The organism is Plantactinospora siamensis (genome assembly GCF_042434095.1).
Lineage (GTDB): Bacteria > Actinomycetota > Actinomycetes > Mycobacteriales > Micromonosporaceae > KBS50.
In genome coordinates, this window is the sequence record NZ_JBHLUE010000004.1 from 97618 (window position 1) to 121839 (window position 24222).

Here is a 24222-nt window from a genome sequence, read left to right on the forward strand (position 1 = left end):
AGCGTAGCGGTCGGGCCGGTCCTTTAGAGGGTGAGGTTCTTCTGCTGGACGGTCCATTGCGTGTTGCTGCACAGGCCGCAGTTGACGCCCACGAAGTTCTGCCCGGCGGTGCGGTCGCCCAGCAGGCGCCACTTGAGATAGAGCACCGCCACCCGGCCGAACTCCCCGCCGTTGGTCTGGGTGTACGTGCCGCCGTGCCCGACGGGCAGGTTTCCCATGAAAGCCGGCAGCCCGGCGGGCAGCTTGCCCCAGTCGTCCATGCCATTGGCGTAGGCGATGTCGCTCGGGCCACCCATGATGTACGCGATGGGCTTCGTCAGCCGCTTGAGCTGGTAGTCGTTGTTGTCGTCCAGCAACCCGCTGCTGAAGATCATGGTGGTGGTGATCCGTGGGTCGTTGGAGACCTCGTACGCCTCGAGGCCGCCGCAGGACCAGCCGGCCACCGCGATCTTCGTGGTGTCGATCCGTCCGTAGTACCAGCTGCCCTGCCGGTTGTTCTCCGCGGCGGCCCAGTCCATCGACTGGGTCAACAGCGCCGACGTCTCCGAACCGGACCCGCCGCCCGGGCGACCGTTGGCGATCACCAGGAAGCCCTGCGAGGCGATCTCCCGCAGGAAGGGCAACGAGTCGGTCCCGTTGTTCGAACAGCCGCCGTTGCCCCACAGGAAGATGGGCAGCTGCCGCGCCGGGAAGCTCGCCGGCCGGTAGAGGGTGTGGTTGGCGAGGTTGCTCACGGTCTCGTACCCCGCGGGGTACGGGCCCGAGCCGCCGACCGAGCTGACCGGCGGCGGCGTGGGTCCGGTGGACGGCGGCGGCGGGCTGCTCGGGGTCGGTGTCGGGCTGCCACCCGTCGGCGTCGGGCTGCCGGGTGTCGGGCTGCTGGGCGTTGGGCTGCCGGGCGTCGGGCTGCCGGGCGTCGGGGTGTCCGGCGGGGACTGGCCGACCGAGCCCGTGCACACCACGCCGTTCAGGGTGAAGCTGCCGGGCTTCGGGTTGCTGCCGTTCCACGTACCGTTGAAGCCGAACGACACGGCGCCGCCGGTGGCGATGGCGCCGTTGTACGGGGCGTTCGTGACGGTGACCTGGGCGCCCGACTGGGCGACCGAGCCGTTCCACAGCTGCGTGACGCTCTGCCCGGCGCCGAACGACCAGCTCAGCCTCCAGCCATTGATCTGGTCGCCGAGATTGGTGACGGTGACGGCCGCGGTGAAGCCGCCCGGCCACGAGCTGGACACCGTGTAGTCGACGCCGCAGCCGGCCGCGGCGTGGGCCGCGGCCGTGCTCAGCACGCCGGCCGCGGCGGCGACGGCGAGCCCGCCGGCGGCGGCGAGCAGGACGCGGGACCGGGAGCGAATCGGGGCCATCTGGGTCCTCCGGTGTGCGGGCACGGTAAAACTGGGGACGCGCGAACGCCGGGGACACCGCCAGCTTCGCCGCCACCCGACCCGGCTGTCAAGCGAAGCTCATCGATTGGACGGGAACGCCGGGAGCGGTCCGCGGGTCAGCTGGCGAGCTGGTCGCGACGGCGGGTGAGATAGGCCCGTTCCGCCGGGTTGCCGGCAAGCTCGATGGCCCGGTCGTACGCCGTCCGCGACTCGCGGCCACGCCCGAGCCGCCGCAGCAGGTCGGCGCGGGTGGCGTGGAAGGCGTGGTAGCCGTCGAGGACCCCGGCGAGCCGGTCGACCTCGGCGAGCCCGACCCCGGGGCCGTCGACCTCGGCGAGAGCGACCGCCCGGTTGAGCCGCACGACCGGCGAGGGGTCGAGCATTGCCAGCCGGCCGTAGAGGGCGACGATGGCGGACCAGTCGGTGTCCCGGCTCGACGGCGCGGCCGCGTGGACGGCGTTGATCGCGGCCTGCAACTGGTAGCGCCCGGGCGGGTCGCCGCCGGTCGCCACCGCCCGGATCCGCTCGCGGACCAGGGCGGCGCCCTCGGCGATGAGGGCGCGGTCCCACGCGCCCCGATCCTGCTCGTCGAGGGTCACCAACTCCCCCGTGCGGGACACCCGCGCCGTCCGCCGGGCGTCGATCAGGAGCATGAGCGCGAGCAGACCGGCCACCTCGCCGTCATCCGGGAGCAGGGTACGCAGCAGGCGGCCGAGCCGGATCGCCTCCTCGGTGAGGTCGGCGCGTACCGGGTCGTCGCCCTCGCTGGCCAGGTAGCCCTCGTTGAAGATGAGATAGACGACCGCGAGCACGCCGGCGCGCCGCTCACGGATGTCGTCGACCGAGGGCACCCGGTACGGGATGTTCGCAGCCTTGATCTTTGCCTTGGCGCGAGTGATCCGGCGCGCCATCGCGGACTCCTGCACCAGGAAGGCGCGGGCGATCTCGGCCACGGTGAGGCCGCCGAGCAGGCGCAGGGTGAGCGCCACCCGGGCCTCCAGGGCGAGCGCCGGGTGGCAGCAGGTGAAGACCAGCCGGAGCCGGTCGTCCTCGACCGGGCCGGTCGGTTCGGCGGGGGTGTCGTCGTACACCATTCGGGCCGCCTGGTGCTTGGCGTCGCGCTGCGACTCGCGACGGAGCCAATCGATCGCCTTGCGGGTTGCGGTGGTGACGAGCCAACCACCGGGATTGCCGGGCACGCCCTCCCGCGGCCAGCGCTCCGCGGCCGCCGCGAACGCCTCGGCCGCCGCCTCCTCGGCGACGTCGAGGTCGCCGAACCGGCGAGCGAGGCCGGCGACCACCAGCGCCCACTCCTGGTGGTGGGCGCGGATGATCGCCTGCTCGGCGGTGGGACCGGTCACCGATCCAGCAGCGTACGGCTCCGCTGGACCTCCCCGGGACTGCGGAACCGGTGCACCTCCTGCGGCCAGCCGAGCACGGTCGCGAGCCGGCCGGCCCAGTACCGCGCCGCCTCGTCGTCCGGCACGTCGACCACGGCGAAGCCGCCCAGGTGCTCCTTGGTCTCGGCGTACGGGCCGTCGGTGAAGACCGGCCTGCCGTCCACCGCCTCGACGCTGCACAGCACGGTGGACCGGTCCAGGCCGCCGTTGGTGAAAACCAGGACACCCTGGGCCTGCATCTCCTCGATCACCGGCCGGACGGCCGCGGACTTCTCCCGCAGCTGCTCCACCGTGTGCTCGGGCACCCACTCGTCGTTGAAGGTGATCAGGTATTCGGTCACGATCGTCTCCTCTCGGTTCGCGGAACGAGGGTGCCCGCCGGCGACCCTCCTCGGCCGCGCCGTACGTCAGATCCACGAACGGTCACACGGGGATACGACACCACCGGGAAACCCTGCGAGGCGCAACCGGGTCGGTCCGCGGGGCTACGCGGCCGCCGGAGCCGTGCTCGATGGTTCGGGGACGCAGACGGTCAACGCGCCGGGAGCGACGCGGGCCTTCAGCCGGGTCACCGCCCTGCGGGCGCCGCCGTCCAACTCGTACATCAGGGGCTTGGCGAACTTGACCGTGATCTTCCGGCCGCGGGTGGTCCGGACGTACGGCGACTTGTCGGCGTCGCCCCGGGCCATCCGGCCGAGGGTCCGGGCCCACTCGATGGCGCCGCTGGCGGTGGTGACGCCGACGTCGAGCAGGCCGTCGTCGAGCCGGGCGCCTTCGAAGGCCGGGATGCCGCCGGTGATCGTGCCGACGTTGCCGAACAGCACGCAGCTCGCCTCGCCGTCGTACCACTCGGCGCCGTCGACGGCGATGCGGGTCCGCGCCAGATCGCTGCGGATGTGCCGCAGCCCGGTCCACATGTACGCCGCGCGGCCCAACCGGCCCTTGAGCTGGCGGTCGGCGCCGCGGATCATGTCCCCGTCGAAGCCGGCGCCGGCCATCACCGCGAAGTGTTCGCCGTTGAGCCGGCCCAGGTCGACGGTGCGCCGCCGGCCGTGCAACCCGATCCGCACGGCCTCGGCCAGGTCGTCCGGGATGCCGAGATTCCTGGCGAACAGGTTGGCCGTGCCGGCGGGCAGCAGCGCCACGGCCGCCTTCGTGCCGGCCAGCACGTCGGCGCAGCGCTGCACCATGCCGTCACCGCTCCACAGGAAGATCAGGTCGGCGCCCTTCTTGAGCGCCTTGCGAACCTTCTTTGGCGCTTTGCTGCTCTTGGGCACCTCGTACCAGAGGGGGGCGTCGATGCCCGCGCCAGCCAGCCGGGCCCGCAGCTCGTCGAGGCCACCGCCGAGCGACTTGTTGCGGTGGGCGATGACCGCGACCGTGCCGACCTGCGCCGGGTCGACGTTGGGGTTCAACACCGTGCTCATGCCATGATGACGTACCCAGATCGCCGCTCTCCCAGTCCGCGAGTCGCGCCGTCTCGGGGCCAGCCGCCTGTGGGAGCGACGCCGACCGCATGAAACGGGGGCGGCCACCCAAGTCAAGCTAATCGGGGTAGTTCGACGGGTGGCTGCCGGCATCGCGGGGAGGCCGAACGGCTGGGTATGCCGGGAAGGCGAAGTGCAGGCGTTCGGCGATCTCGTCGGCGAGGGCGGAGCCCCAGGCGGTGCCGCTCCGGTCGGCCGTGATGTAGGTCGCGCGGAGCACCGCGAGCGTGTTCGCGACCGGTATCGGCAGCGATCCGGGGCCGCCGGTGGCGAATAGCCGATCCACGGAGTCCAGCCAGCCGGTGGCGTCGGACCTTGTCAGGTCCTGCCGGGTCAGGATGCGTCCTATCGCGCGGGCCACCCGGTCCTCCTCCATCTGGGCATACCGATAATCGGTTTCCGCGGCGACCCGGTCACCGACGATGGCGAGGAGCGTACCGGTCTCCTTCGGGGAAAATCGTGGCCGGGTGCCGAACGCCCGGACCAGGTCGGCTCCGTGGGCGATCGCGTGAAGCCACCCCAGTCGATCGTCCCAGCCGCGCAGGTCCTTCTCGCCGAGCCACCAGGACGTGAAGGCGTCGCGCCAGCCGCGGGCGACCTCGGGCTCGACGCGGTCACGCTCTACGACCGCGGCCAGCACCAGCGGAGCGGAGGTGCGGGCCTGCACTTCCGGGTACGTGAATCGGTCGACCAAGGCGTCGCCGAGCTCGACCAACCGGTCGTCGAATTTACCGCGTCGCACCGTGTTGATCAGTTCCGTGCAGGCGCCGTCGTCGCGCTGGACCGGATCCGGTGAGCTGAGCATCTCCAGAAGCGGGTCGAAGTCCATCCGTCGAGGGTAGATGACCCGGCGAGAAACTCGCTTCTCACAACTATCCCTCACCAGCCGGGCGCGAGCGGGCAGACCAGCCAGCTCCGCCCGCTCGCGCCCGATGGTCACCGCCGACAACTCATTCACCCACCGGTACGCCACATCCGCCGACCCGTCGACGTTGAGCTGTACCTCCAACGGAAAGTCCCGCACAGCCAGCCACCGCCCCTACCCCGCGACGGCAAGCGGGCTTACCGGCCTTCAGGTTCCTGGCTCCGCCGTTCACCCTCACCAGCAGCTGACGGACCCTAGTAAGAGGTGGGCCCGGCCGACGCCGGGGCCCACCTCCGCGGTAGTCACGAGTTCCAGCGCTTGCCCGAGATACTGCTCCCACCGTCATGGCCGAACGGCAGACGACCCGCTACCGGGTCACCGGTAACGGGTCGCGTGAACTACCTATATAGCTGGTGGGCGATACTGGGTTTGAACCAGTGACCTCTTCCGTGTCAAGGAAGCGCGCTCCCACTGCGCCAATCGCCCTCGTCAGTTGCCGAGGTGGAGACGGGATTTGAACCCGTGTACACGGCTTTGCAGGCCGTTGCCTCGCCTCTCGGCCACTCCACCGAGGTTGCCCCCGACGTGCATGGTGGCATCTCCGAGCGGACGACGGGATTCGAACCCGCGACCCTCACCTTGGCAAGGTGATGCGCTACCAGCTGCGCTACGTCCGCGTGTCGCCGGGTGTTTCCGGCGACGGATGAGAACTTTAGCCGAGTGCCACAGCGGATGCCAACTCGGGGTGCTTCCGGCGCGTCCTGTGGAAGACCGTCCTGCGGAAGATCGTGCGGGAACGGCGTGCCGGGTGGATCAGGGTGCCGAGCTTCCTAGGAGCCTGGCTCAGTCGGGACCGGGCCCGACGGACGTTGTCTCCAGGCAAGTGTCCGATTGTTGACTGTTCGTCACGCCTCAACACCGCCCCTGGTCACTCCCCGTATCCGGATCAATGGATTACCGTAGCCGCGTGACGAGACGTGCGGCAGAGGTCCGCCTTGATTCGCTGCTGCGCACGGCGTGCGACGTGATCATCGAGCGCGGCCTGGCCAACACGCGGACGGCCGACGTCGCGCACGCGGCCGGCGTCAGCCAGGCCCTCGTCTTCTATCACTTTTCCACCAAGGAACGGCTGCTGGCGCAGGCCTTCGCGTACGCCGCCGAGCGGGACCTCGCCCGGCTGGACTCGGTGCTCCGGGCCAGCACGCCGCCGCTGGTGAAGCTCAAGAGGATCATCAAGCTGTACGCCCCGACGGGCCGCTCCACCTCGTGGTCGCTGTGGATCGACGGCTGGTCGGAGGCGCTGCGCACGCCGGAGCTGGAACGGGTCTCCCGGCGGCTCGACCTGCGCTGGCGGGAGGCGCTCACCGAGGTCATCTCGGCGGGCGTCGCGGACGGCTCGTTCAGCTGCCCGGACCCGGCGGGCGCGGCCTGGCGGATCAACGCGGTGATCGACGGGCTGGCCATCCAGGTGTCCGTGCACGATCGCGTGATCAGCCGGCGCCAGCTGGGCGAGTGGATCCGGGTGACCACCGGCCGGGAGCTGGGCATCGGCCCGGGCGACCTGGCCTGAGGCGGTACGTCCCCCCGCCCCGCGGCGATCGTTGACCGTAGCGGGATCACCGCTGCGGGCAGGGAGAGACGCCATGACCCAACTGGACATCCGGGCCGAGGTGGACCGTCGAGTCGACCCCGACCGGCCGGCCGGCCCGCGCGGCGACATTCAGGGCCTGCGTGCGGTCGCTGTCCTGCTGATCCTGGCGGGCGCCGCGGCGCCCCGGCTGCTGCCCGGCGGCTTTGTCGGGCTGGACGTGTTCTTCGTGCTGTCCGGCTTCTTCGTCACCGGCATGCTCTGCGCCGATCTCGAACGCACCGGCCGGATCGAGGCCGCAGCGTTCTATGCCGAACGGGTCCGCCGGCTGCTGCCGGCCGCCCTGCTCGTGCTGATCACCTGCCTGCTGCTGACGGTCCTGTTGCTGCCCCGGTCGGGCTGGTCGGCCACCGGCTGGGACGCGATGACCGGGGCTCTGCAGGTGCTCAACTGGCGGCTGGCCGGTCAGCCCGCCGGCCCGGTCGCCGACCCCGGCATCCTGCGGCACCTCTGGCCGCTGGGGGTGGCGGTTCAGGCGTACCTGATCTGGCCGCTGCTGCTGGCGCTGGCCCTGGTCGGCGTGAACCGCTTCGCCGAGACCCTCCGGGCGCAGCGGATCCGGATGCTCACCGCGCTGACCCTGGTCGGCGCGGTCTCGTTCGGCTGGGCCGGCTGGCTCGCGGCGGCGGGCGGGCAGCGGGCGTACCTGGGCACCGCCCCCCGGCTCTGGGAGCTCGCCGTCGGCGGCGCGGTGGCGCTGCTCGGCGCGCGCCTGGCCCGGCTGCCGCGGGCCGCGGCGGCGGCCCTGGCCTGGGCCGGCCTGGCGGCCATCGTCGGGGCGGCGCTGCTGGTGCGGCACGTCGACGGCTTTCCGGGCTGGCCGGCGCTGGCGCCGGCACTTGGCGCGGCCGCCGTGCTGGCGGCCGGTGTTCCGGTCGGGGGCGCGGGTCCGGGCCTGCTGTTGGACCGGCGTCCGCTGCAGGCCGTCGGCGCCGTCTCCTATCCGCTCTACCTCTGGCACTGGCCGCTGCTGGTCGTCGCGACCGCGCGGTTCGGTGCGCTGAGCGCGCCCGCGGGGTTGCTCGTGGCGTTGGCCGCGGCCGTGCCCGCGGTGCTGACCCACCGGTACGTCGAGCAGCCGCTGCGCCGGTGGCCGGTCCTGGCCGACCAGCCGCGGATCGCGCTGCAGCTCGGGGCGGTCTGCACCAGCGTGGCGGCCGCGGCCGGGCTGCTGTTCCAGATCACGCTGTGGCCGTCGGCGTCGCCGGCCCGGGACGAGGCCGCGCCGCCGCCCGCGCCCGCCGCCGCGGTCAGCCCGGCGCCCGACGACGGGCCGCCCGGAGCGGCGGTGTTGGGCGCCCAGCCGCGGGACGACCGGCACGGCGCTCCGGTGGACCGGGTGGCGCGGATGGTCCCCGATCCCCGCTCCGCCGCCGAGGACCGGTCCGACGCCTACCGGCACGGCTGCGTCGCGCCCGTGCCGGAGACCAGGCCGCTCTCCTGCGGGTACGGGGACCGGGACTCGAAGGTCACCGTGGCGCTGGTCGGGGACGGTCAGGCCGCCGCCTGGTTGCCCGCGCTGCAGGCCGTCGCCGCGGCCCGGCACTGGTGGGTGGTCACGTACCTCAAGGAGGCGTGCCCGTTGACCGCGGGCGCCGTGGCGCTGACCGCGGTGCAGACGTACCGGGAATGCGCGGACTGGAACGCCAACCTCCGGACGGCCCTGGCCGCCGACCACCCGTCGTTGGTGCTGACCAGCAATTCCCGGTTCGCACCGACCCGCGACGGCAAGAGGGTGACCGGCCGGGACTCCGGCAAGCTGACCGCCGACGGCCTGCGGCGGGCGTGGTCGGCCATCGCCACCGGGGCGACCCGGCTGGTGGTGCTCCGCGACACCCCCGTGTTCTGGTTCAACCCCGCCGACTGCGCGGCGGAGAACCGGAACCGGCTGACCCGGTGCGCCGCGCCACGCAAGGCCGCCCTGGCGGCCGGGGCCGGCGAGGCGCAGGAGCGGGCGGTCAAGGGACTCCGCAACGCCGCCCTGGTGGACCTGAACGATGCCGTCTGCCCGACGGACCGGTGTGCCCCGGTGATCGGCGGGGCGCTGGTCTACCAGGCCGCCAACCGGATCACCGCGACCTACGCCCGCACCCTCGGGCCGCGCCTGGCGGCGGCGCTCGGGCGGCAGGTCGGCTAGCGGAACCGGCTCAGCCGGCAGGTCGACCGGCGGAACCGGCTCAGCCGGCGGATCGGCTGGCGGAACCGAGCCGGGTCCGCAGCCGGGCCTCGGCGCGCGGGTGGACGTTGGCCAGCGAGAGGTCGCCGCCGTAGTGCGCCAGCACGCGGTGATCCATGAGCCGGTGCCAGAGCGGCGGGATCAGCGCGGACACCACCATGCTGGCGTACCCGGCGGGCAGTTGCGGCGAGCTGTCGAAGGTGCGCAGGGTCTGGTAGCGACGCAGCGGGTTGGCGTGGTGGTCGCTGTGCCGTTGCAGCTGGAACAGGAAGACGTTGGTGACGATCCGGTCGCTGTTCCAGCTGTGCCGCGGGTCGACCTTCTCGTACCGGCCGGCCGCGTTCCGCTGCCGGGCCAGCCCGTAGTGCTCGAGGTAGTTGACGGCCTCCAGCAGCGAGAACCCGACCACCGCCTGAAGCAGCAGGAACGGCAGCACGCCGGATCCGAAGGCGAGCGCCAGGGCGCCGAACAGCAGCACGGTCATGGCCCAGGCGTTCAGCACGTCGTTGCGCCAGGTCCACGGGTTGCGGTGGCGGAGCCGGAACCGGCCGGTCTCCAGCCGCCAGGCCGAGCGGAGGCTGCCGCGGACGGTCCGCGGCCAGAACGCCCAGAAGCTCTCCCCGAGCCGCGCGCTGGCCGGGTCCTCCCGGGTGGCCACCCGGACGTGGTGCCCGCGATTGTGTTCCACGTAGAAGTGCCCGTAACCGGTGGGCGCGAGCGCCACCTTGGACAGCCAGCGTTCGGCCCGCTCGCGCTTGTGCCCGAGTTCGTGCGCGGTGTTGATGGCGATGCCGTTGACCACGCCGACGGTGGCGATCAGGCCGGCCGCGCCGGCGACGCCGAGGCCGCCGCGCTGCCACACCGCGCAGCACAGCACCAGGGCGGCGTACTGGGCGGGCAGCCAGAGATAGGTGAGCCAGCGGTAGTAACCGGCGGCCTGCAACCGGGTGAACTCGGCATCCGGCGGGTTGCGCCGGTCGTCGCCGATCAGCAGGTCCACCGCCGGGATGGCGCCGAAGACCACGGCCGGGGTGAGCCACCAGGCCAGCGCGCCGCCGGTCCCGCGCCAGAGCGCGAAGCCGAGGAACGGCAGCACCGGTACGACCAGCGCCAGCGGCCACAGTGGCTTGCGGACGTCCCGCCAGGTGGTGCTCGTGGATGCCGTACCGGTCACGATGGCCATCTCCGCCTCCCAGGCTCGGCGAGCGTTGGGATCGACTGTGGCACGGATCGATGCGCTTTACAAGAGTCTAGATTTTGTAAAGGAGGGCGCTGGGACGTCCCGGCCGGCGCGCTGATAGCGCGCGGGAGTGGTGCCCACGTGCCGGGTGAAGTGCCGGTTCAGGTGGGCCTGGTCGTGGAAACCCACGGTCGCCGCGACCTCGGCGGGCCGGTGGCCGTCGAGGAGCAGCCGGCGCGCCCGCTCGATCCGCCGACCGGTGAGATAGGCGTGCGGCGGCAGGCCGTACGTCCGGGTGAAGCAGCGGATCAGGTGGGTGGGGTCGGCGTGCAGGACGCTGGCCGCCTCGCCCAGCGAGACGCCGGCGGCCGTCCGGGCGTCCAGCAGCTCCCGCAGCGCGACCGCGAACCGACTCGCCTCCCGCCCCGGCGCCCGGGGCCGGAGCGCGTCGAGGTGGACGCGCAGCCGTTCCCGGACGAACGAGAGCCGGGATTCGGCCTCGAAGCCGTCCCCGGGATGGCGCAGCGCGACGTGCAGGTGGTGGATCCGATCGCGCAGCGGCCCGTCGATCAGGATCGGCGCGTCCACTGCACGGCCGGTCAGCCGGTGCGGGAGCACGGACTCGTCGAGGTAGAGGTTGCGCTTGCGGAAACCGGCAGCGGTTACCGTCCGGCCGTCGTGAGGGACGCCCGGCGGCAGCAGGAGGACGGTGGCCGTACCGGTCGCGCCGTGCCGGCTGCGGTCGAGCGCGAAGTCGACCGAGCCGTCGTCGAGGATCATGAGGTCCCACGTGTCGTGGGTGTGCGCCGGGTACGCGTAATCGGTGAAGTGCGCGTGGAAGACCTCGGCGATCCCCGGAACCGGCGGCCGCCATGCGTTGACGGACGTGCCCGGTCGGTCTCCCGCCATGCCAGGAACGTACAAGACCGGGGCGCGCCCGGACAGTCACGCTGGTTACGGCGGCCGGGCCCCACGGGGGTGGCCCGGCGGCCCGCCGACACCGTGAGAAGGGATGCCCGATGCCCAGATCCATCGTTCCGGTCAACCTGGCCGACAGGCTGTCGCAGTTCAGCGAGCTGTGGTCGCAGAAGACGGTGGCCACGCTCAACGACTACGAGATCAAGCTCGCCAAGGTGAAGGGCGAGTTCGTCTGGCACACCCACCCGGACACCGACGAGTTGTTCCTGGTCGTCAGCGGGCGGCTCACCATCCAGCTCCGGGAGGCCGACGTCGTGCTGGAACCGGGTGAGTTGTTCGTGGTCCCGCGCGGGGTCGAGCACTGTCCCGTGGCGACGGAGGAGACCGCGATCCTGCTGTGCGAGCCGGCCGGAACGCTCAACACCGGCGACGCGGGAGGCCCGCTGACCAGGGCGACCGAGACCCTCGACTGAGCCGGCGGCTCACCCGGAGCGCTACCGGCGGCCGCGGCGGCGCCGGCCGCCGGCCATCCCCGGGCCCATCCCGGCGAACTCCGGCTCCCGGTCGGAGCCGATCAGGTGCCGCATCCGCAGCAGCAGGCCGACGCCGAGGAAGAGCAGCAGGCCGCCGATCAGGAACGCCAGCTGCACCGCGCTGATCCCGCCGAGCAGCGAGACCGCGTCGCGGCGGCCCGTACCGGTGACGTCCCCGCCCGTGCCGCCGGCCGGCGGCGCCGCCGCGGCGGTTGCGGCCGGGTCGGGGGCCGGTCCGGTGCCGGTCTCCTCGGCCGCCGCGGTGGGCGCGCCGGAGGGCCCGGCGGTGGCCGGCGGCGGGGCGCCGCGGTCGGGCGGGGTGGGCGCCGCCACCCCGGTGGCCGGTACGTCCCGGGTCACGGCGGCCCGCGCGAGCGGCCGCCCGTTCTCGTCCAGCGCGTCGGCCTGCAAGGTGACCTGGGCGTCCACCACGTCGGCGGCGAAGGTCAGCCGGTACCGGGCCGTGTCGGTACGGCCCCGGCACAGGACGCCGGGGTCCAACGCCCGGTCCGTGAACCGGGTGGTGTTGCCGTCGGCGCGCACCTGCACCGCGAAGTCGCCGTTGTCCTCGAACCGCTGCACCCGCACCTGCTCGGGCCGCATCCCGGCCACCCGGAGCAGCATCGACCAGCGCACCTTGCGGCAGTCGCCGTCGGCCGTGGTGGACGCCACGGCCGCCACGATGGCCGTGCGGCCCGCCGCGAAGCCGGGGGCGTCGATGCGTACCGTGTCCGGACCCGCGGCCGCGACCGGGCCGCCGGTCGCGACGAGCCAGGCGCCGACCGGGACCAGGGCCGCCGCCAGCCGGACCGCCCATCGTCGCGTCATCGCCACCGCCTCGATCGGGAGAACAAATCGTCCCCCGCAACGCTAGGACGACCGGTACGTACGCAGAAGGGGGTCTTCTGCGCACCAGGCGACAATGATCGGGTGCACTTTCACCTGCCGTGGTGAACCGGTGACCGCCCGGGGCCGGCTGGCACAATCGGTAACCGTGTCCGACCCCGCCACCGCCTTCGTCCGCCGGCACGCCCGGCTCGCGCCGGTCGCCTTCATCCCGGAGCTCCGGCTGCACCAGGCCGACGAGCCGATCGGGCTGTGGGAGCTGACCGAGGGCGAGTTCCGCAGCGAGCAGCCCCCGCCGTTCTGGGCGTTCGCCTGGGCCGGCGGCCAGGCGCTGGCCCGGTACGTCCTCGACCACCCGGACACGGTGGCCGGCCGGCGGGTCCTCGACCTGGCCTCCGGCTCCGGCCTGGTGGCGATCGCCGCGGCCCGCGCCGGCGCCGCCGGGGTCCGGGCCGTGGAGGTCGACGCCCGGGCCGTGGCGGCCGTCGGGCTCAACGCCGGGGCCAACGGGGTACGGGTGGACGCCGAGCTGGCCGACCTGCTCGCCGGGGACGCCGGGGACGCCGAGGTGGTGCTGGCCGGCGACGTGTTCTACAGCGCGGCCATGGCCGAGCGGGTGCTCCGGTTCCTGCTGCGGGCCGCGTACGACGGCGCGAGCGTGCTGGTCGGCGACCCGGATCGGGCCTTCCTGCCACGGGACCGGTTCGACCGGGTGGCCGCGTACGAGGTGCCGGTGCCGCCGGCGCTGGAGAGCGTACGGGTGAAGCCCACCACGGTCTGGCGGCTGCGCCCGCCCCGTACCCGGCCCGGTGGCTAGGGTCTGCCCGTGCTGTTCCGCAGTTGGGACGCCGCGGTCGACCGGCCGTGGCCCGCCGTCGCCACCGTCACCGACCACGTGGGGGTGCCGCACACCCTGGTGACCCGGCACGCGCAGGTGCGCCGGGTGCTGGCCGAGCCCGAGACGTACCGGCCGGACAACGCGCTCGACGCGATGACGCCGATCCCGGTGGCGGCGCTGCGGATCCTGGCCCGGCACGGGTTCCGGCTGCCGCCCACGCTGGCCAACAACGCGTCGCCGTCCCATCCCGGCATCCGGGCCGCCGTGGCCGACGCGCTGCACCCGGACCGGGTGGCCGAGCAACGGCCGTGGCTGACGGGCGTGGTCGAAGGCCGGGTCCGCGAGCTGGCCGGGCGGCTGACGGCCGGCCGGCCCGTCGACCTGTACGCCGATCTGGCGGCCGACCTGCCGCTGCTGGTGCTGGCCCGCCTGGTGGACCTGCCGGCCGCCGAGGCGCCGGTGGTGAAGGAGTTCTCCCGGGCCGCCCTCGAGCTGTTCTGGGCGCCGGTGGACCCGGACCGACAGCGGAAGCTGGCCGGCACGGTGGGCCGGTTCGCGGCCGCGCTACGCGAGTTCGCCGACGCCGGGACCGGGCTGGCCGCCCGGTTGCGGGCCGCGGGGCACGGCGTGGACACGGTGGTGGGGGCGCTGTTCTTCCTGCTCGTGGCCGGCCAGGAGACCACCTCCCAGTTCCTCACCCTGCTGCTGCACCGGCTGCACGGCGAGCCGGCGGTGCTGGCCGGGCTGGCCGACGGCTCGGTCGGGGTGGACGACGTGGTCGAGGAGGGCCTCCGGCTGGTGCCGCCGATCGTGACCTGGCGCCGGGTGGCCGCCCGGGACACCGAGCTCGGCGGCGTGGCCGTGCCGGCCGGGCGCAGCGTGGTGCTCTGGCTCGCGCGGGCCGGCCGCGACCCGGAGGTGTTCGCCGTCCCGGACGGCTTCCGGCCCGGGCAGCGCGGCTCCCGGCGGCACCTCGCGTTCGGCGCCGGCGCGCACCGCTGCGTCGGCGCGCAGCTGTCCCGGATGGAGGCCGCCGTGGTGGTCGCGGCCGCCGCGCCGCTGCTGACCGGCAGTACCGTGGTGCGCGCCCCCCGCTGCCCCGACAACCTCTCCTTCCGCATGCCCGACGCGTTCCTGCTGGAAAGGAAGGGCCCCCTGTTATCGCCTCTGGTATAGGAAGGGTCCCCTCTTAACGGGCCCGCCGGGGCCCGACGGGGGCCGGCGAGCAGAGGCCGCCGGGCGGAGGCCGGCGGGCGGAGGCCGGCGGGCGGAGGCCGGCGGGCGGAGGCCGGCGGGCGGAGGCCGGCGGGCGGAGGCCGGCGGGCGGAGGCCCGGGACCGCGCCGGCGTCCGTGCGCTCACCGGTCCGGGCGCCGGTCCCGCCACGGCCGGGCCCGTTCGAACTGCGCGGCCACGGCCAGCACCAGCGCGTCGGTGTGCAGGCCGCCGCCGATCTGCAGCCCGACCGGCAGGCCGGACCCGGTGAACCCGGCGGGCACCGTGATGGCCGGGGTGGCGAGCATGTTGTACGGGTACGTCAGCAGCCAGCCGAGCACCCGGCGTTGCAGGGACTCCCCCAGCAGACCGTCCGGGCAGAACTGGTCCACCGGGAACGGCTGGCACGCCAGCGTCGGGCTGACCAGCACGTCGAAGCGGCGCATGAAGGCCGTGAACCGGTCCCACATGAGGCCACGTGCGGCGTCGGCTTGGCCGAACCGCGCCACCGACAGCTCGCGGGCCTGGCGCATCAGCTCGATGAAGCCGTCGTCGACCTGGCCCGGCAGCGAGTCCCAGTCGGCCAGGTCGACCTCGCAGGCGAAGCCGGGCACCCAGACGCTCTCCCACATCGCCTGCTCCGGGTTGTCCCAGTCCGGGCTGGCCTCCTCGACCCGGGCGCCCAGCTCGGTGAACGCCCGGACCGCGCGCTCGCAGACCGCGACCACCTCGGGGTCGACGTCGGCGTAGCCGAGGTCGGGCGACCAGGCGACGCGCAGGCCCTCGATCGGTCGGTCGAGGGCGTCGACGAATCGCCCCGGCGGGTCGGGCAGGGACAGGGGGTCACTGGCGTCCTCGCCGGCCGTGACGTCCAGCATCAGCGCGGCGTCGGCGACGGTCCGCGCGATCGGCCCGTGAAAGCACCAGGTGGCGTACCGGGACGGCAGCAGCGTCTGCGGGATCCGGCCGAGCGACGGTTTGAACCCGACGACGCCGTTGAACGACGACGGGATCCGCACCGAGCCGGCCCCGTCCGCGCCCTCGGCCAGCGGGGTGAGCCCGGCCGCCACCGCCGCCGCCGATCCGCCGCTGGAGCCGCCCGGGGACAGGCCCTGCCGCCAGGCATTGTGGGTGGGGCCGTAGAGGTGGTTGTCGGTCCCGCCGTAGTAGCCGCCCTCGGACGCGTTGGTCTTGCCCAGGAACAGCCCGCCGGCCCGCCGCATCCGGGCCACCACGGCCGCGTCGACCTCGCCCGTCCGGTCCCGGAACGGCGGCATGCCGGCGTTGAACGGCAGCCCCCGCATCTCGGTGAGCAGCTTGATCGCGTACGGGACACCGTGCAGCGGGCCGAGCGGCTCGCCCCGGGCCACCGCCTCGGTGAGCCGCCTCGCGTCCGATCGGACCTGCTCCGGGTCGTGGTGCACGAACGCGTTGAGGTCCGGATTGACCCGCCCGATGCGGTCGAGGAAAGCCTCGGCGATCTCGCTCGGCGAAACCTCGCGCGCCCGCACCATGGCGGCCAGCTCGGTGGCCGGCGTCCAGCACAGCTCCGCGGTATCACCGCCGGACCGCCGTTGCGACTCCCCCACCACTGCCGCCTCTCGACCGAAAATCGTGCATTCCGGTCGAATCTAACCCGGCCGGCCCGGCCCGGCGGCCCGTTCCGCCCGGTCAGCCGGGCCGGCCTCGATGGCGAGGATCGCGTCCTGACCCGATTGTCAGTGCACGTCCTCGGCCCAGGCGCGCCAGTCGTCGAGCACGCCGTACAGGGCGGGGGTCAGCCAGCCCGACGCCGACCGCCGGAACACGCCCGGGTCCATCCCGCCGGCGCCGTCCGGCAGCACCCCGAGCAGCGTGGGCACCAGGTCGGTCAGGTTGGCCCAGTGCACCAGCTCCGGCTCGGCCGGCCAGGCGCCCAGCACGACGCCGGCGGGCACCGCCCGCCGCTCCAGCGCCTCCAGGGTGAGGGCCGTGTGGTTCAGGGTGCCGAGCCCGGCGCGGGCCACCACCACGGCCGGGGCGCCCAGCGACACGGCCAGGTCGGCCACCGTCCAGGGCTCGCCGGACGGCCGCAGACCCATCGGTACGAGCAGCCCGCCGGCCCCCTCCACCAGCACGAGGTCGTGCCTGCCGGCCTCCTCCCGGATGGCGTCGACGGCCGCGTACAGCTCGAGCGGCTCCGCGGCCGCCACCCGGGCGGCAGCCAGCGGCGCGAGCGGGTCCGGGTAGCTCGCCAGGGTCCGCGCGGTGGCCGGTGCCGCCAGCCGGGTCACCGTGTCGGCGTCGCCGGGCTCGCCGGTGGCCGTGCCGGTCTGGCCGGGCTTGACCACCGCCACCTTGAGCCCGGCGGTCTGCGCGGCCGCCGCGATCGCGGCCGTGGTGATCGTCTTGCCGACCTCGGTGTCGGTGCCGGTGACCAGCACCGGGCCGCGCCAGCCGCCCGCGCCGCTCACCGTGGCACCGCCCCGGCCGGCACCGCCACGGCGGCCGTCTGGTCACCGCCACCGGCGTCCGCCTCGGCGCCGCCACCGGCGTCCGGCCCCAAGCCCATGGCGCCCGGCCCGGCACCCGCCGCGTCCGGCCCCGGCTCGGCGGCGGGGAACGACGCCGGCGCGCAGGCCACGATCGTCTCGACCGCCCGGTCGAAGTCGGCCCGCGGTATGCCGGCGTTGACGGTCAGCCGCAGCCGGGACCGGGAGTCCGGGGTCGACGGCGGCCGGAAGCAGCCCACCGCCACCCCGCGGTCCAGGCAGGCGGCGGCCCAGGCCACCGCGGCCTCCGGCCCCGGCGCGGTCACCGAGAGCACGGCCGCGTCCGGATCCGGCACGTCGAAACCGGCGCCCCGCAGCCGGCGCACCGCCGCGGACACCCGGTCGGCCAGCTCGGCCCGCAGCGCGTCGCCGGCGGCCGACCGCGCCCGGGCCGTCGCGGCCAGCACCCCGGCCGCGACCGCGGGCGGCAGCGCCGTGTCGTAGATGAACGTGCGACCGGTGTCGACCAGGTGGCGCACCAGCTCGGCCGGGCCCGCCACCACCCCGCCGGCGCCGCCCAACGCCTTGGACAGGGTGGCCGTGACCACGATGTCGGGGGCGCCGGCCAGACCGGCCGCGGCCAGCTCACCGGCGCCGCCCGGCCCGCGTACGCCGAGCGCGTGCGCCTCGTCGACCAGCAGCAGCGCGCCGTGCTCGCGGGCCGCCGCGTGCAGCTCGCGCAGCGGGGCCCGGTCGCCGTCCACCGAGAAGATCGACTCGGTGACCACCACGGCGGGCCGGCCCGGCGCGGCCGCCAGCGCGGTCCGCACGGCGGCGACGTCGTTGTGCGGCGTCACCACGGTCTCCGCGCCGGCCAGCCGGCAGCCGTCGATCAGCGAGGCGTGGTTGTGCGCGTCGGAGACCAGCAGCGCGCGCGGTTGCACCAGCGCCCGAACGGCGCCCAGGTTGGCCAGGTATCCGGAGGAGAACACCAGCGCGCGGGCCGTACCTAGCCAGCCGGCCAGCGCCGTCTCCAGCGCCTCGTGCCGGTCGGTCGAGCCGCGGACCAACCGGGACCCGGTGGCGCCCAGCCCGTACCCGGACAGCGCCTCGGCGGCCGCGGCGAGCACCTCGGGGTCGCCGGAGAGACCCAGGTAGTCGTTGCCGGCCAGGTCAACCACCCGGTCGGCCGCGCCGCGCGGCCGCAACCGCCGGCTCAGCCCGGCCCGGGCACGCAGCCCGGCACGCCGGTCCAGGGCCGCCAACCAGTCCGCCATCCGCCACCTCCGGGTTCCCGCGTCCGGAACGTACCATCCGGTCCCGACGCGGCCGGGGAGGCGGCCGGGCCGCCGTGACGCTGAGCGCGCCGGCCGCCCGGCGGCACCCGGCGACCGACCGCGGCCTTGTAGGGTACGGCCATGCTTCAGATCCTTGACCGGGCGCGCGAGCAGGTGCTGGAGAACGGGACCGGCCTCGACGAGGCCGGCGTGCTCGAGATCCTGCGGCTGCCCGACGAGCAGCTGCCGGCCGCGCTCCAGCTCGCCCACGAGGTACGCATGCGCTGGTGCGGCCCGGAGGTCGAGGTCGAGGGCATCGTGTCGCTCAAGACCGGCGGCTGCCCCGAGGACTGCCACTTCTGCTCGCAGTCGGGGCTGTTCTCCTCGCCGGTCCGCTCGGTGTGGCTGGACATCCCGTCCCTGGTCGAGGCGGCCAAGCAGACCGCCAAGACCGGCGCCACCGAGTTCTGCATCGTGGCGGCCGTGCGCGGCCCGGACGCCCGGCTGATGAAGCAGCTGCGCGAGGGCGTCGCGGCGATCAAGGCCGAGGTCGACATCCAGGTGGCCGCCTCGCTCGGCATGCTCACCCAGGAACAGGTCGACGAGCTGGTCGAGATGGGTGTGCACCGCTACAACCACAACCTGGAGACCTGCCGGTCATACTTCCCCAGCGTGGTCACCACGCACTCCTTCGAGGAGCGCTGGGAGACCCTGCGGATGGTCCGCGAGTCGGGCATGGAGGTCTGCTGCGGCGGCATCCTGGGCCTGGGCGAGTCGATCGAGCAGCGGGCCGAGTTCGCGGCGCAGCTGGCCGAGCTGGACCCGCACGAGGTGCCGCTGAACTTCCTCAACCCCCGGCCGGGCACGCCGTTCGCGGACCGCCCGGTGGTCGAGGGCAAGGACGCGCTCCGGGCCATCGTCGCGTTCCGGCTCGCGATGCCGCGGACCATCCTCCGGTACGCGGGCGGCCGCGAGCTCACCCTCGACGACCTGGAGACCCGGGACGGGCTGCTGGGCGGGATCAACGCGGTGATCGTCGGCAACTACCTGACCACCCTCGGCCGGCCCGCCACCGCCGACCTGCAGCTGCTCGACGACCTGAAGATGCCGGTCAAGGCCCTGTCCGCGACCATCTGACCTCCCGGGAGCGATCATGTCGACTGTCGGAGCCGCGCCGGCGGGCGCGGGCAGCGCAGGGCCGGCGGGCGCGGGCGCCAACACGGACAGCGCGGGCCCGGGCAGCGCAGGCCCGACGGGCGCGGTGTGGTGCGACCGGTGCGGCGAGCCGGCCGGCGACGGGTCGCACGCCGCCTGCCGGGCAGCGCGGGAGCTGGAGCCGCCGCGGTTCTGCCCGCGCTGCCGGCGCCGGATGAAGGTCCAGGTCGTGCCGACCGGCTGGACGGCCACCTGCGTCCAACACGGCGAACTGCGCGGCTGACGTCCGGCGGTCCCGGCTGCCGTGAAGCGTGGAGATCTTGGACCGAAACCGTTGGCTGCCAACGTTTTCGGTCCAAGATCTCCTTGTCTGCACCGCGGACGCTAGGGTGGCGGGCGTGCAGAGTGCCGCGCGTGGCCGGGTCGTACCGGCGACTCTGGCCGTGCTGGCCGTGCTGGCCGCGTCGCTCGGCGCGGTCGGGCTGGCCCGGGCCGACGACGGCCTCACGCACCGCTCGGTCACCGTGTCCGGCGTACCGCTGACCGAGGTCCGGGCCACGACCGCGCAGGCGACAGCCGGCGCCACCTCGCCGGTGAGCGTGGCGCCCACGGCCGGCACCACACCCACGGCAGGCGCCACACCCACGGCAGGCACCCCGACCACGGCAGGCACCGCCGGGCGGCGGCCCGGGGTGGTGGTGGCGCACGGCTTCGCCGGGTCGCGCCGGCTGATGACGCCGCTCGCCGACACCCTGGCCCGGCACGGGTACGTGGTGGTGCTGCTCGACTTCGCCGGGCACGGCGCCAACCCGGCCCGGCTGCCGGGTGCCGGCCAGGACACCGGCGCGGGCACGGCGGCGCTCGCTGCCGACCTCGACACGGCGGTGGGCTACCTGCGGTCCCGCCCCGATGTCGACCCGGCGCGGATCGGCCTGGTCGGGCACTCGATGGGCGCCGGCGCCGTGGCCCGGTACGCCGTGGCGCATCCGGAGATCGTCGCCACCGTGGCCATCTCGCTGCCGGGCGCCGACCCGGTGCCGGCCGGCGGGGATCGCCCGAGGGCGCTGCTGCTGCTCGTGGGCGGGAACGAGTTCGCCGGCTTCCGGGCGGCGGCCACCGAGGCCGTCCGCCGGGCGGGACCGGCCGGGGACCGGCGGGCCGTGGTCGTACCCGGGGTGGAGCACATCTCGATCCTGTTCGCCGGGCGTACCCATGCCGAGATGACGTCCTGGCTCGACGCCCGGCTGGCACCGCCACCCGGACCGCGCGCGCCGGCCCGGCCGACCGGCTACCTGGCGCCGGCGGGGCTGCTGCTGCTCGGCTTCGCGCTCGGACTCCAACCGCTGGCCCGCGTTCTGCTCGGCGCCGGGGGTCGCCGGGCGTCCGCGCGGACCCGGCTGCCGCTGGCCCTGCTGGCCACGGTGCTGGCCACCGGGCTGGGCGCCGTGCTCCCCCGGCTGCTGCCGTTCGACCGGCTGCCGCTGGCGGTGGGCAACTATCTGATCGGTCTGCTCGCGGTCACCGGCGCGCTGCTGCTCGGGATCGCCCGGCTGCCGCGCCTCGGCCGCGTCGACCCGGCCGCCACCGGATCCGACCAACGACCGGCCAGCGGCGCGGGACGGCCTGGGACCCTCCGGCTCGCGATCGCGGCGGTGCTGCTCGCCGGGTACGCGGTCGCGGCCGTCGCGGTGCCGATCTCGCTCGGCTTCACCTCGGCGGCGCCGACCGGCGCCCGCTGGTGGCTGCTGCCCATCGTGACGGCCGCGGCCTGGCTGTTCCTGCTCGGGGCCGAGCGGATCACCGGCGGCGGACCGGGACGGCTGGTGCCGTACGTCGTGGCGGTGGCCGGGGTCACCGTGGCCGCGCTGGTCGGCGTGGCCCCCGGGTTCGTGTTGCTGGTGGTGCCGCTGTTCGCCATCCTGCTGGCCTGGCAGTTCGGCTGGGCCACGGCGCTGGGCCGGCTGGCCGCCCCGGCCTGGCTGATCGCGCTGCCCGGCGCGGTCCTGCTCGGCTGGCCGATCGCCACCACCCTGCCGCTCACCGGCTGAGCGCCGCCAAGCCGCTCACCGGCTGAGCGCCGCCAAGCCGCTGACCGGCTGAGCGCCGCCAAGCCGGGCCCGGCGCCGGGGGGAGCCTCCCGGCGTCGGGCCCGGACACGCCGGCCGACGGATCGGCCGGCGCCGGTAGCTGCGTCGGCCGGCGCCGGCCCGTGGCTTAAGCCGCCCGTGGCTTAGCCGATCGTGCAGGTGGCGCCGTTGAGCGTGAAGGATGCCGGCCGCGGGTTGCTGCCGCTGTGCGTACCCTGGAATCCGAAGCTGGTCGACGCGCCCGGCGCGAGCGTGCCGTTGTACGACAGGTTGGTGGCCCTCACCGCGGTCCCGGTCTGGGTGACCGTGGCCGACCAGGCCGAGGTGACCTGCTGCCCGGCCGTGAACGACCACGCCAGCGTCCAGCCGTTCAGGGTGCTCGACCCGGTGTTGCGGATCGTGACGTTCGCGGTGAACCCGTTGCTCCAGTCGTTGGTGGTCCACCCGACCTGGCACGCGCCGGCCGGACCCGGCGTCGAACTGGGCGTCGGCGGCACCGTCGGGGAGGCGCTCGGCGACACCGTCGGCGAGGCGGTGGGGCTCGGCGAGACCGTCGGCGAGGCGGTGGGGCTCGGGGACGCCGTCGGCGAAGCCGTCGGGCTGGGCGTCGGGCCCGGGCCGGGCTCGGCGCCCCAGACCAGCTTGCCGGCCTCGTACAGCGGCACGTTCCGGTTGGGTCCGGTGGCGGCCTGGTACGACGGGTCGTTGGCCGGGTTCCAGGTGCCGCCCTCGGCGACGCCGACCTTGAACTGCACCTCCATCCGGTGCTGCGACTGCCCCGCGGGCGCGATGGTGTAGCCGGTGCAGTCGACCTCGACGTACCAGAGGGTGCCGGAGACCTGGTGCGCCGTACTCGGCGACGGGCAGCCCTGGGTGTAGCCGGGGGTCACCACCAGTGGCGACCCGTCGGTGTTGACGTAGTAGCGGAACTTGGCCTGGGTCAGCGCCCGCGCCGGGAACGCGGACTTGTTGTAGATGATCGCCTTGATCACGGTGTCCCGCGGCTCGTTCTGCATGACCGTGGTCTCCACGGTCAGCTCGTCCATGTCCGGCTTCTCGGCCACCGGGAAGCCGGCCAGCGGGCTGCCACCGTACTCGGAATAGAGCCTGACCAGCGCGGAGGTGAAGCCGGCGTTGTAGTCGGTGGCCACCTCGTTCATCACGTAGTTCGACCGGTCGTCGGTGTACGCGTCGTCGGCCGAGGACGGCCCGCCGACCAGCGCGCCGTAGAGCACGTGCCGGGTGTTGGTGGGCACGGTCATGCTGTCCCACCAGGATCCGTGCGCGGTGCGGTGGTGCGGGTTCTGCGGCGGGTTGGCGCCGAACCCGATCAGGTAGCTGGAGTGCCGCGGGTTGTCGCCGAGGGCGTACCCGATCTGCCGTACCGCGAAGTCGTGGTAGCGGGCCTTGCGGGTGGCGTCGGTGGTCTTGTCCGAGTAGACCAGCGCGGCGAACGCGGTGTTGGCGGCGTACCGCAGCGAGCCCCAGGAGTCGAGCACGGCCTCGCCGCCCGGCGAGTAGTTGACCCTGGAGCCGTCGACGCCGACGGTCCACCAGTCCAGCCACCGGTTGGCGTCGTCGACGTACTTCTGCTTGCCGGTCAGGTTGGCCAGCAGCACGTACGCGCCGAACTGCTTGTTGTCCCAGGCCAGGGTCCACTTGTAGGAGCGGGTGGTGGTCTGCGGCTCGGTGCCCAGCTTGTCGTACTCGGTCTCGGCCTTGGCGAGATAGCTCGCGTCGCCGGTGGCCCGGTAGAGCCAGATCGCGCCCCAGACCAGCTCGTCCTGGTAGCCGCTCCAGGACTTGTAGAACGCCTGCGCGTCGGTGATGCAGTCGCTGTACGCCTTGCGCACCGTGTCGGCGAACGAGTACAGCTGCTTCGCGTGCGTGATCAGCTTGTCCGCGTAGGCCGCGTCGGTGGAGCGGAAGACCATCGAGGACGCGGCCATCGCGGCCGCCGTCTCGCCGGCCAGGTCCGAGCCGCCACAGCTCGCATCGATCTTGTACGCGGGCCGCGCCATCGGCAGCACCTCCGCCGGGCCCCACCACTTGTGGTCGTCGTCGCCCTTGCCAATTTGTCCATACAGGACGTTGGCGGACGGGTGCGCCTTGATGAAGTAGTCGTTGACCCAGCGGAGGCTGCCGAGCAGGTAGGGCAGCTGACCGGAGTTCTGGTAGCCGGCGCGGTAGTCGACCGCCCCCCAGGCCAGCATCGTGGTGCTGAACGCCATCGGAAAGCCGAACTTGACGTGGTCACCCGCGTCGTACCAGCCGCCGGTGAGGTCCAGGCCCACGTCGGCGCCGTCCTTCAGCGCCGAGTCGCCGCGCCAGGAGACCCGGTTGTCGCTCGGCAGCTTGCCGGACCGCTGCGCCTCGTAGAAGAACAGCGACTTCTGTAGCGCCTCGCCGTAGTTGAACGCGGGGGCTGCGGCCGGCGCGGCGGCCCCGGCCGGGACCGCGCCGATCTGCCCGCCGGGCGGGGCCGCGCCGGCCACGCCGGCGGGCAGGGCGGCGGCGAGCGTGAGGGCGGCCGCGGTCGCCATCCGGCGCCAGCCGCGCCGGCTCACTGGGGGGTACGGGCCCTCCGGCCCGGGGGGAGTCGCCATCACGGGCTCCTTCAGCGGTACGCCCATGAGCTGCCATGGGAGCGCTTCCATAGGATTTCAACAATGTAGATGACGGGTTCCCACTTTGTGAAGCACCCGGCATCGGGCATCGACGACGGTCGCCGCCGTGGCCGTC

General features: G+C 74.1%; 19 protein-coding genes, 3 tRNA genes and 1 pseudogene. 8 read left to right on the forward strand and 15 right to left on the reverse strand.

Going from position 1 to position 24222, the window contains the following annotated elements; genetic code table 11:
• Positions 1–23: 23 nt before the first annotated feature.
• From ACFFHU_RS05365 to ACFFHU_RS05400, 8 genes are all read right to left on the reverse strand, one after another.
• Positions 24–1364 (reverse strand): cellulose binding domain-containing protein, encoded by a 1341-nt coding sequence (locus ACFFHU_RS05365; protein ID WP_377336325.1) that lies wholly within the window; start codon positions 1362–1364, stop codon positions 24–26.
• Positions 1365–1501: 137 nt separating this feature from the next.
• Positions 1502–2746, reverse strand: a complete 1245-nt coding sequence (locus ACFFHU_RS05370) for an RNA polymerase sigma factor (RefSeq protein WP_377336327.1) — start codon at positions 2744–2746, stop codon at positions 1502–1504.
• The gene (locus ACFFHU_RS05375) at positions 2743–3126 is read right to left on the reverse strand and encodes a YciI family protein (RefSeq protein WP_377336329.1); all 384 of its coding nucleotides are present in this window, start codon (positions 3124–3126) and stop codon (positions 2743–2745) included. Before ACFFHU_RS05375 ends, ACFFHU_RS05370 begins: the two co-directional genes overlap by 4 nt.
• Positions 3127–3270: 144 nt before the next feature.
• Positions 3271–4212 carry a diacylglycerol/lipid kinase family protein gene (locus tag ACFFHU_RS05380; protein ID WP_377336331.1) on the reverse strand — a complete coding sequence of 314 codons (942 nt, stop codon included), beginning with the start codon at positions 4210–4212 and terminating at the stop codon, positions 3271–3273.
• Between the two features lie 118 nt (positions 4213–4330).
• Positions 4331–5101, reverse strand: a complete 771-nt coding sequence (locus tag ACFFHU_RS05385; protein WP_377336333.1) for a DUF2785 domain-containing protein — start codon at positions 5099–5101, stop codon at positions 4331–4333.
• A 447-nt stretch (positions 5102–5548) separates the two neighbouring features.
• A tRNA-Val gene (locus tag ACFFHU_RS05390) sits at positions 5549–5623 on the reverse strand.
• Between the two features lie 13 nt (positions 5624–5636).
• Positions 5637–5707: transfer RNA gene (locus ACFFHU_RS05395), tRNA-Cys, on the reverse strand.
• A gap of 34 nt (positions 5708–5741) precedes the next feature.
• Positions 5742–5814, reverse strand: a tRNA-Gly gene (locus ACFFHU_RS05400).
• A 290-nt stretch (positions 5815–6104) separates the two neighbouring features.
• Between ACFFHU_RS05400 and ACFFHU_RS05405 the strand changes: the two genes are divergently transcribed.
• Together ACFFHU_RS05405 and ACFFHU_RS05410 are read left to right on the forward strand one after the other, a co-directional pair.
• The gene (locus ACFFHU_RS05405; RefSeq protein WP_377336335.1) at positions 6105–6707 is read left to right on the forward strand and encodes a TetR/AcrR family transcriptional regulator; all 603 of its coding nucleotides are present in this window, start codon (positions 6105–6107) and stop codon (positions 6705–6707) included.
• Positions 6708–6780: 73 nt separating this feature from the next.
• Positions 6781–8922: an acyltransferase family protein gene (locus tag ACFFHU_RS05410; protein ID WP_377336337.1), complete on the forward strand. Its 2142-nt coding sequence runs from the start codon at positions 6781–6783 to the stop codon at positions 8920–8922.
• Between the two features lie 40 nt (positions 8923–8962).
• Here ACFFHU_RS05410 and ACFFHU_RS05415 read toward each other — a convergent pair whose 3' ends face one another.
• Positions 8963–10144, reverse strand: coding sequence for an alkane 1-monooxygenase (locus ACFFHU_RS05415; RefSeq protein ID WP_377336339.1), 1182 nt, complete (start codon positions 10142–10144; stop codon positions 8963–8965).
• A 57-nt stretch (positions 10145–10201) separates the two neighbouring features.
• Entirely contained in the window at positions 10202–11050 is an 849-nt protein-coding gene (locus tag ACFFHU_RS05420; RefSeq protein ID WP_377336341.1) for an AraC family transcriptional regulator, read from the reverse strand.
• Positions 11051–11160: 110 nt separating this feature from the next.
• On the opposite strand from ACFFHU_RS05420, the gene ACFFHU_RS05425 reads away from it, so the two are divergent.
• On the forward strand, positions 11161–11532 hold the full coding sequence (locus ACFFHU_RS05425) for a cupin domain-containing protein (RefSeq protein WP_377336343.1): 372 nt from the start codon (positions 11161–11163) through the stop codon (positions 11530–11532).
• Between the two features lie 21 nt (positions 11533–11553).
• Here ACFFHU_RS05425 and ACFFHU_RS05430 read toward each other — a convergent pair whose 3' ends face one another.
• Positions 11554–12420 carry a hypothetical protein gene (locus tag ACFFHU_RS05430; RefSeq protein WP_377336345.1) on the reverse strand — a complete coding sequence of 289 codons (867 nt, stop codon included), beginning with the start codon at positions 12418–12420 and terminating at the stop codon, positions 11554–11556.
• Between the two features lie 166 nt (positions 12421–12586).
• Between ACFFHU_RS05430 and ACFFHU_RS05435 the strand changes: the two genes are divergently transcribed.
• Positions 12587–13255, forward strand: coding sequence for a class I SAM-dependent methyltransferase (locus ACFFHU_RS05435; RefSeq protein WP_377336347.1), 669 nt, complete (start codon positions 12587–12589; stop codon positions 13253–13255).
• Positions 13256–13264: 9 nt separating this feature from the next.
• On the forward strand, positions 13265–14452 hold the full coding sequence (locus ACFFHU_RS05440; protein WP_377336349.1) for a cytochrome P450: 1188 nt from the start codon (positions 13265–13267) through the stop codon (positions 14450–14452).
• Between the two features lie 181 nt (positions 14453–14633).
• Here the strand turns inward: ACFFHU_RS05440 and ACFFHU_RS05445 are convergent, their stop codons facing one another.
• From ACFFHU_RS05445 to ACFFHU_RS05455, 3 genes and pseudogenes are all read right to left on the reverse strand, one after another.
• On the reverse strand, positions 14634–16079 hold the full coding sequence (locus ACFFHU_RS05445; protein ID WP_377336351.1) for an amidase: 1446 nt from the start codon (positions 16077–16079) through the stop codon (positions 14634–14636).
• 129 nt (positions 16080–16208) lie between these two features.
• The gene (bioD, locus tag ACFFHU_RS05450) at positions 16209–16913 is read right to left on the reverse strand and encodes a dethiobiotin synthase (protein ID WP_377337244.1); all 705 of its coding nucleotides are present in this window, start codon (positions 16911–16913) and stop codon (positions 16209–16211) included.
• A gap of 185 nt (positions 16914–17098) precedes the next feature.
• A pseudogene (locus ACFFHU_RS05455) lies at positions 17099–18238 on the reverse strand (8-amino-7-oxononanoate synthase); the annotation flags it as partial.
• A gap of 141 nt (positions 18239–18379) precedes the next feature.
• Here ACFFHU_RS05455 and bioB point away from each other — a divergent pair.
• The 3 genes from bioB to ACFFHU_RS05470 all read left to right on the forward strand — a co-directional run bounded on the left by bioB (position 18380) and on the right by ACFFHU_RS05470 (position 21441).
• Positions 18380–19375, forward strand: coding sequence for a biotin synthase BioB (gene bioB, locus ACFFHU_RS05460; protein ID WP_377336353.1), 996 nt, complete (start codon positions 18380–18382; stop codon positions 19373–19375).
• Between the two features lie 16 nt (positions 19376–19391).
• Entirely contained in the window at positions 19392–19676 is a 285-nt protein-coding gene (gene bsaP, locus ACFFHU_RS05465; protein ID WP_377336355.1) for a biotin synthase auxiliary protein BsaP, read from the forward strand.
• A gap of 115 nt (positions 19677–19791) precedes the next feature.
• Positions 19792–21441, forward strand: coding sequence for a dienelactone hydrolase family protein (locus ACFFHU_RS05470; protein ID WP_377336357.1), 1650 nt, complete (start codon positions 19792–19794; stop codon positions 21439–21441).
• A gap of 182 nt (positions 21442–21623) precedes the next feature.
• On the opposite strand, the gene ACFFHU_RS05475 is transcribed toward ACFFHU_RS05470, so the two are convergent.
• Entirely contained in the window at positions 21624–24086 is a 2463-nt protein-coding gene (locus ACFFHU_RS05475) for a glycoside hydrolase family 9 protein (protein WP_377336359.1), read from the reverse strand.
• Between the last annotated feature and the right edge of the window lie 136 nt (positions 24087–24222).

Bases quoted from the DNA above. Each gene is read 5' to 3' on its own strand.
- ACFFHU_RS05365 (WP_377336325.1), bottom strand. From the start codon at position 1,364: ATGGCCCCGATTCGCTCCCGGTCCCGCGTCCTGCTCGCCGCCGCCGGC.
- ACFFHU_RS05380 (WP_377336331.1), bottom strand. From the start codon at position 4,212: ATGAGCACGGTGTTGAACCCCAACGTCGACCCGGCGCAGGTCGGCACG.
- ACFFHU_RS05385 (WP_377336333.1), bottom strand. From the start codon at position 5,101: ATGGACTTCGACCCGCTTCTGGAGATGCTCAGCTCACCGGATCCGGTC.
- ACFFHU_RS05410 (WP_377336337.1), top strand. From the start codon at position 6,781: ATGACCCAACTGGACATCCGGGCCGAGGTGGACCGTCGAGTCGACCCC.
- ACFFHU_RS05415 (WP_377336339.1), bottom strand. From the start codon at position 10,144: ATGGCCATCGTGACCGGTACGGCATCCACGAGCACCACCTGGCGGGAC.
- ACFFHU_RS05420 (WP_377336341.1), bottom strand. From the start codon at position 11,050: ATGGCGGGAGACCGACCGGGCACGTCCGTCAACGCATGGCGGCCGCCG.
- ACFFHU_RS05425 (WP_377336343.1), top strand. From the start codon at position 11,161: ATGCCCAGATCCATCGTTCCGGTCAACCTGGCCGACAGGCTGTCGCAG.
- ACFFHU_RS05430 (WP_377336345.1), bottom strand. From the start codon at position 12,420: ATGACGCGACGATGGGCGGTCCGGCTGGCGGCGGCCCTGGTCCCGGTC.
- bioB (WP_377336353.1), top strand. From the start codon at position 18,380: ATGCTTCAGATCCTTGACCGGGCGCGCGAGCAGGTGCTGGAGAACGGG.
- bsaP (WP_377336355.1), top strand. From the start codon at position 19,392: ATGTCGACTGTCGGAGCCGCGCCGGCGGGCGCGGGCAGCGCAGGGCCG.
- ACFFHU_RS05475 (WP_377336359.1), bottom strand. From the start codon at position 24,086: ATGGCGACTCCCCCCGGGCCGGAGGGCCCGTACCCCCCAGTGAGCCGG.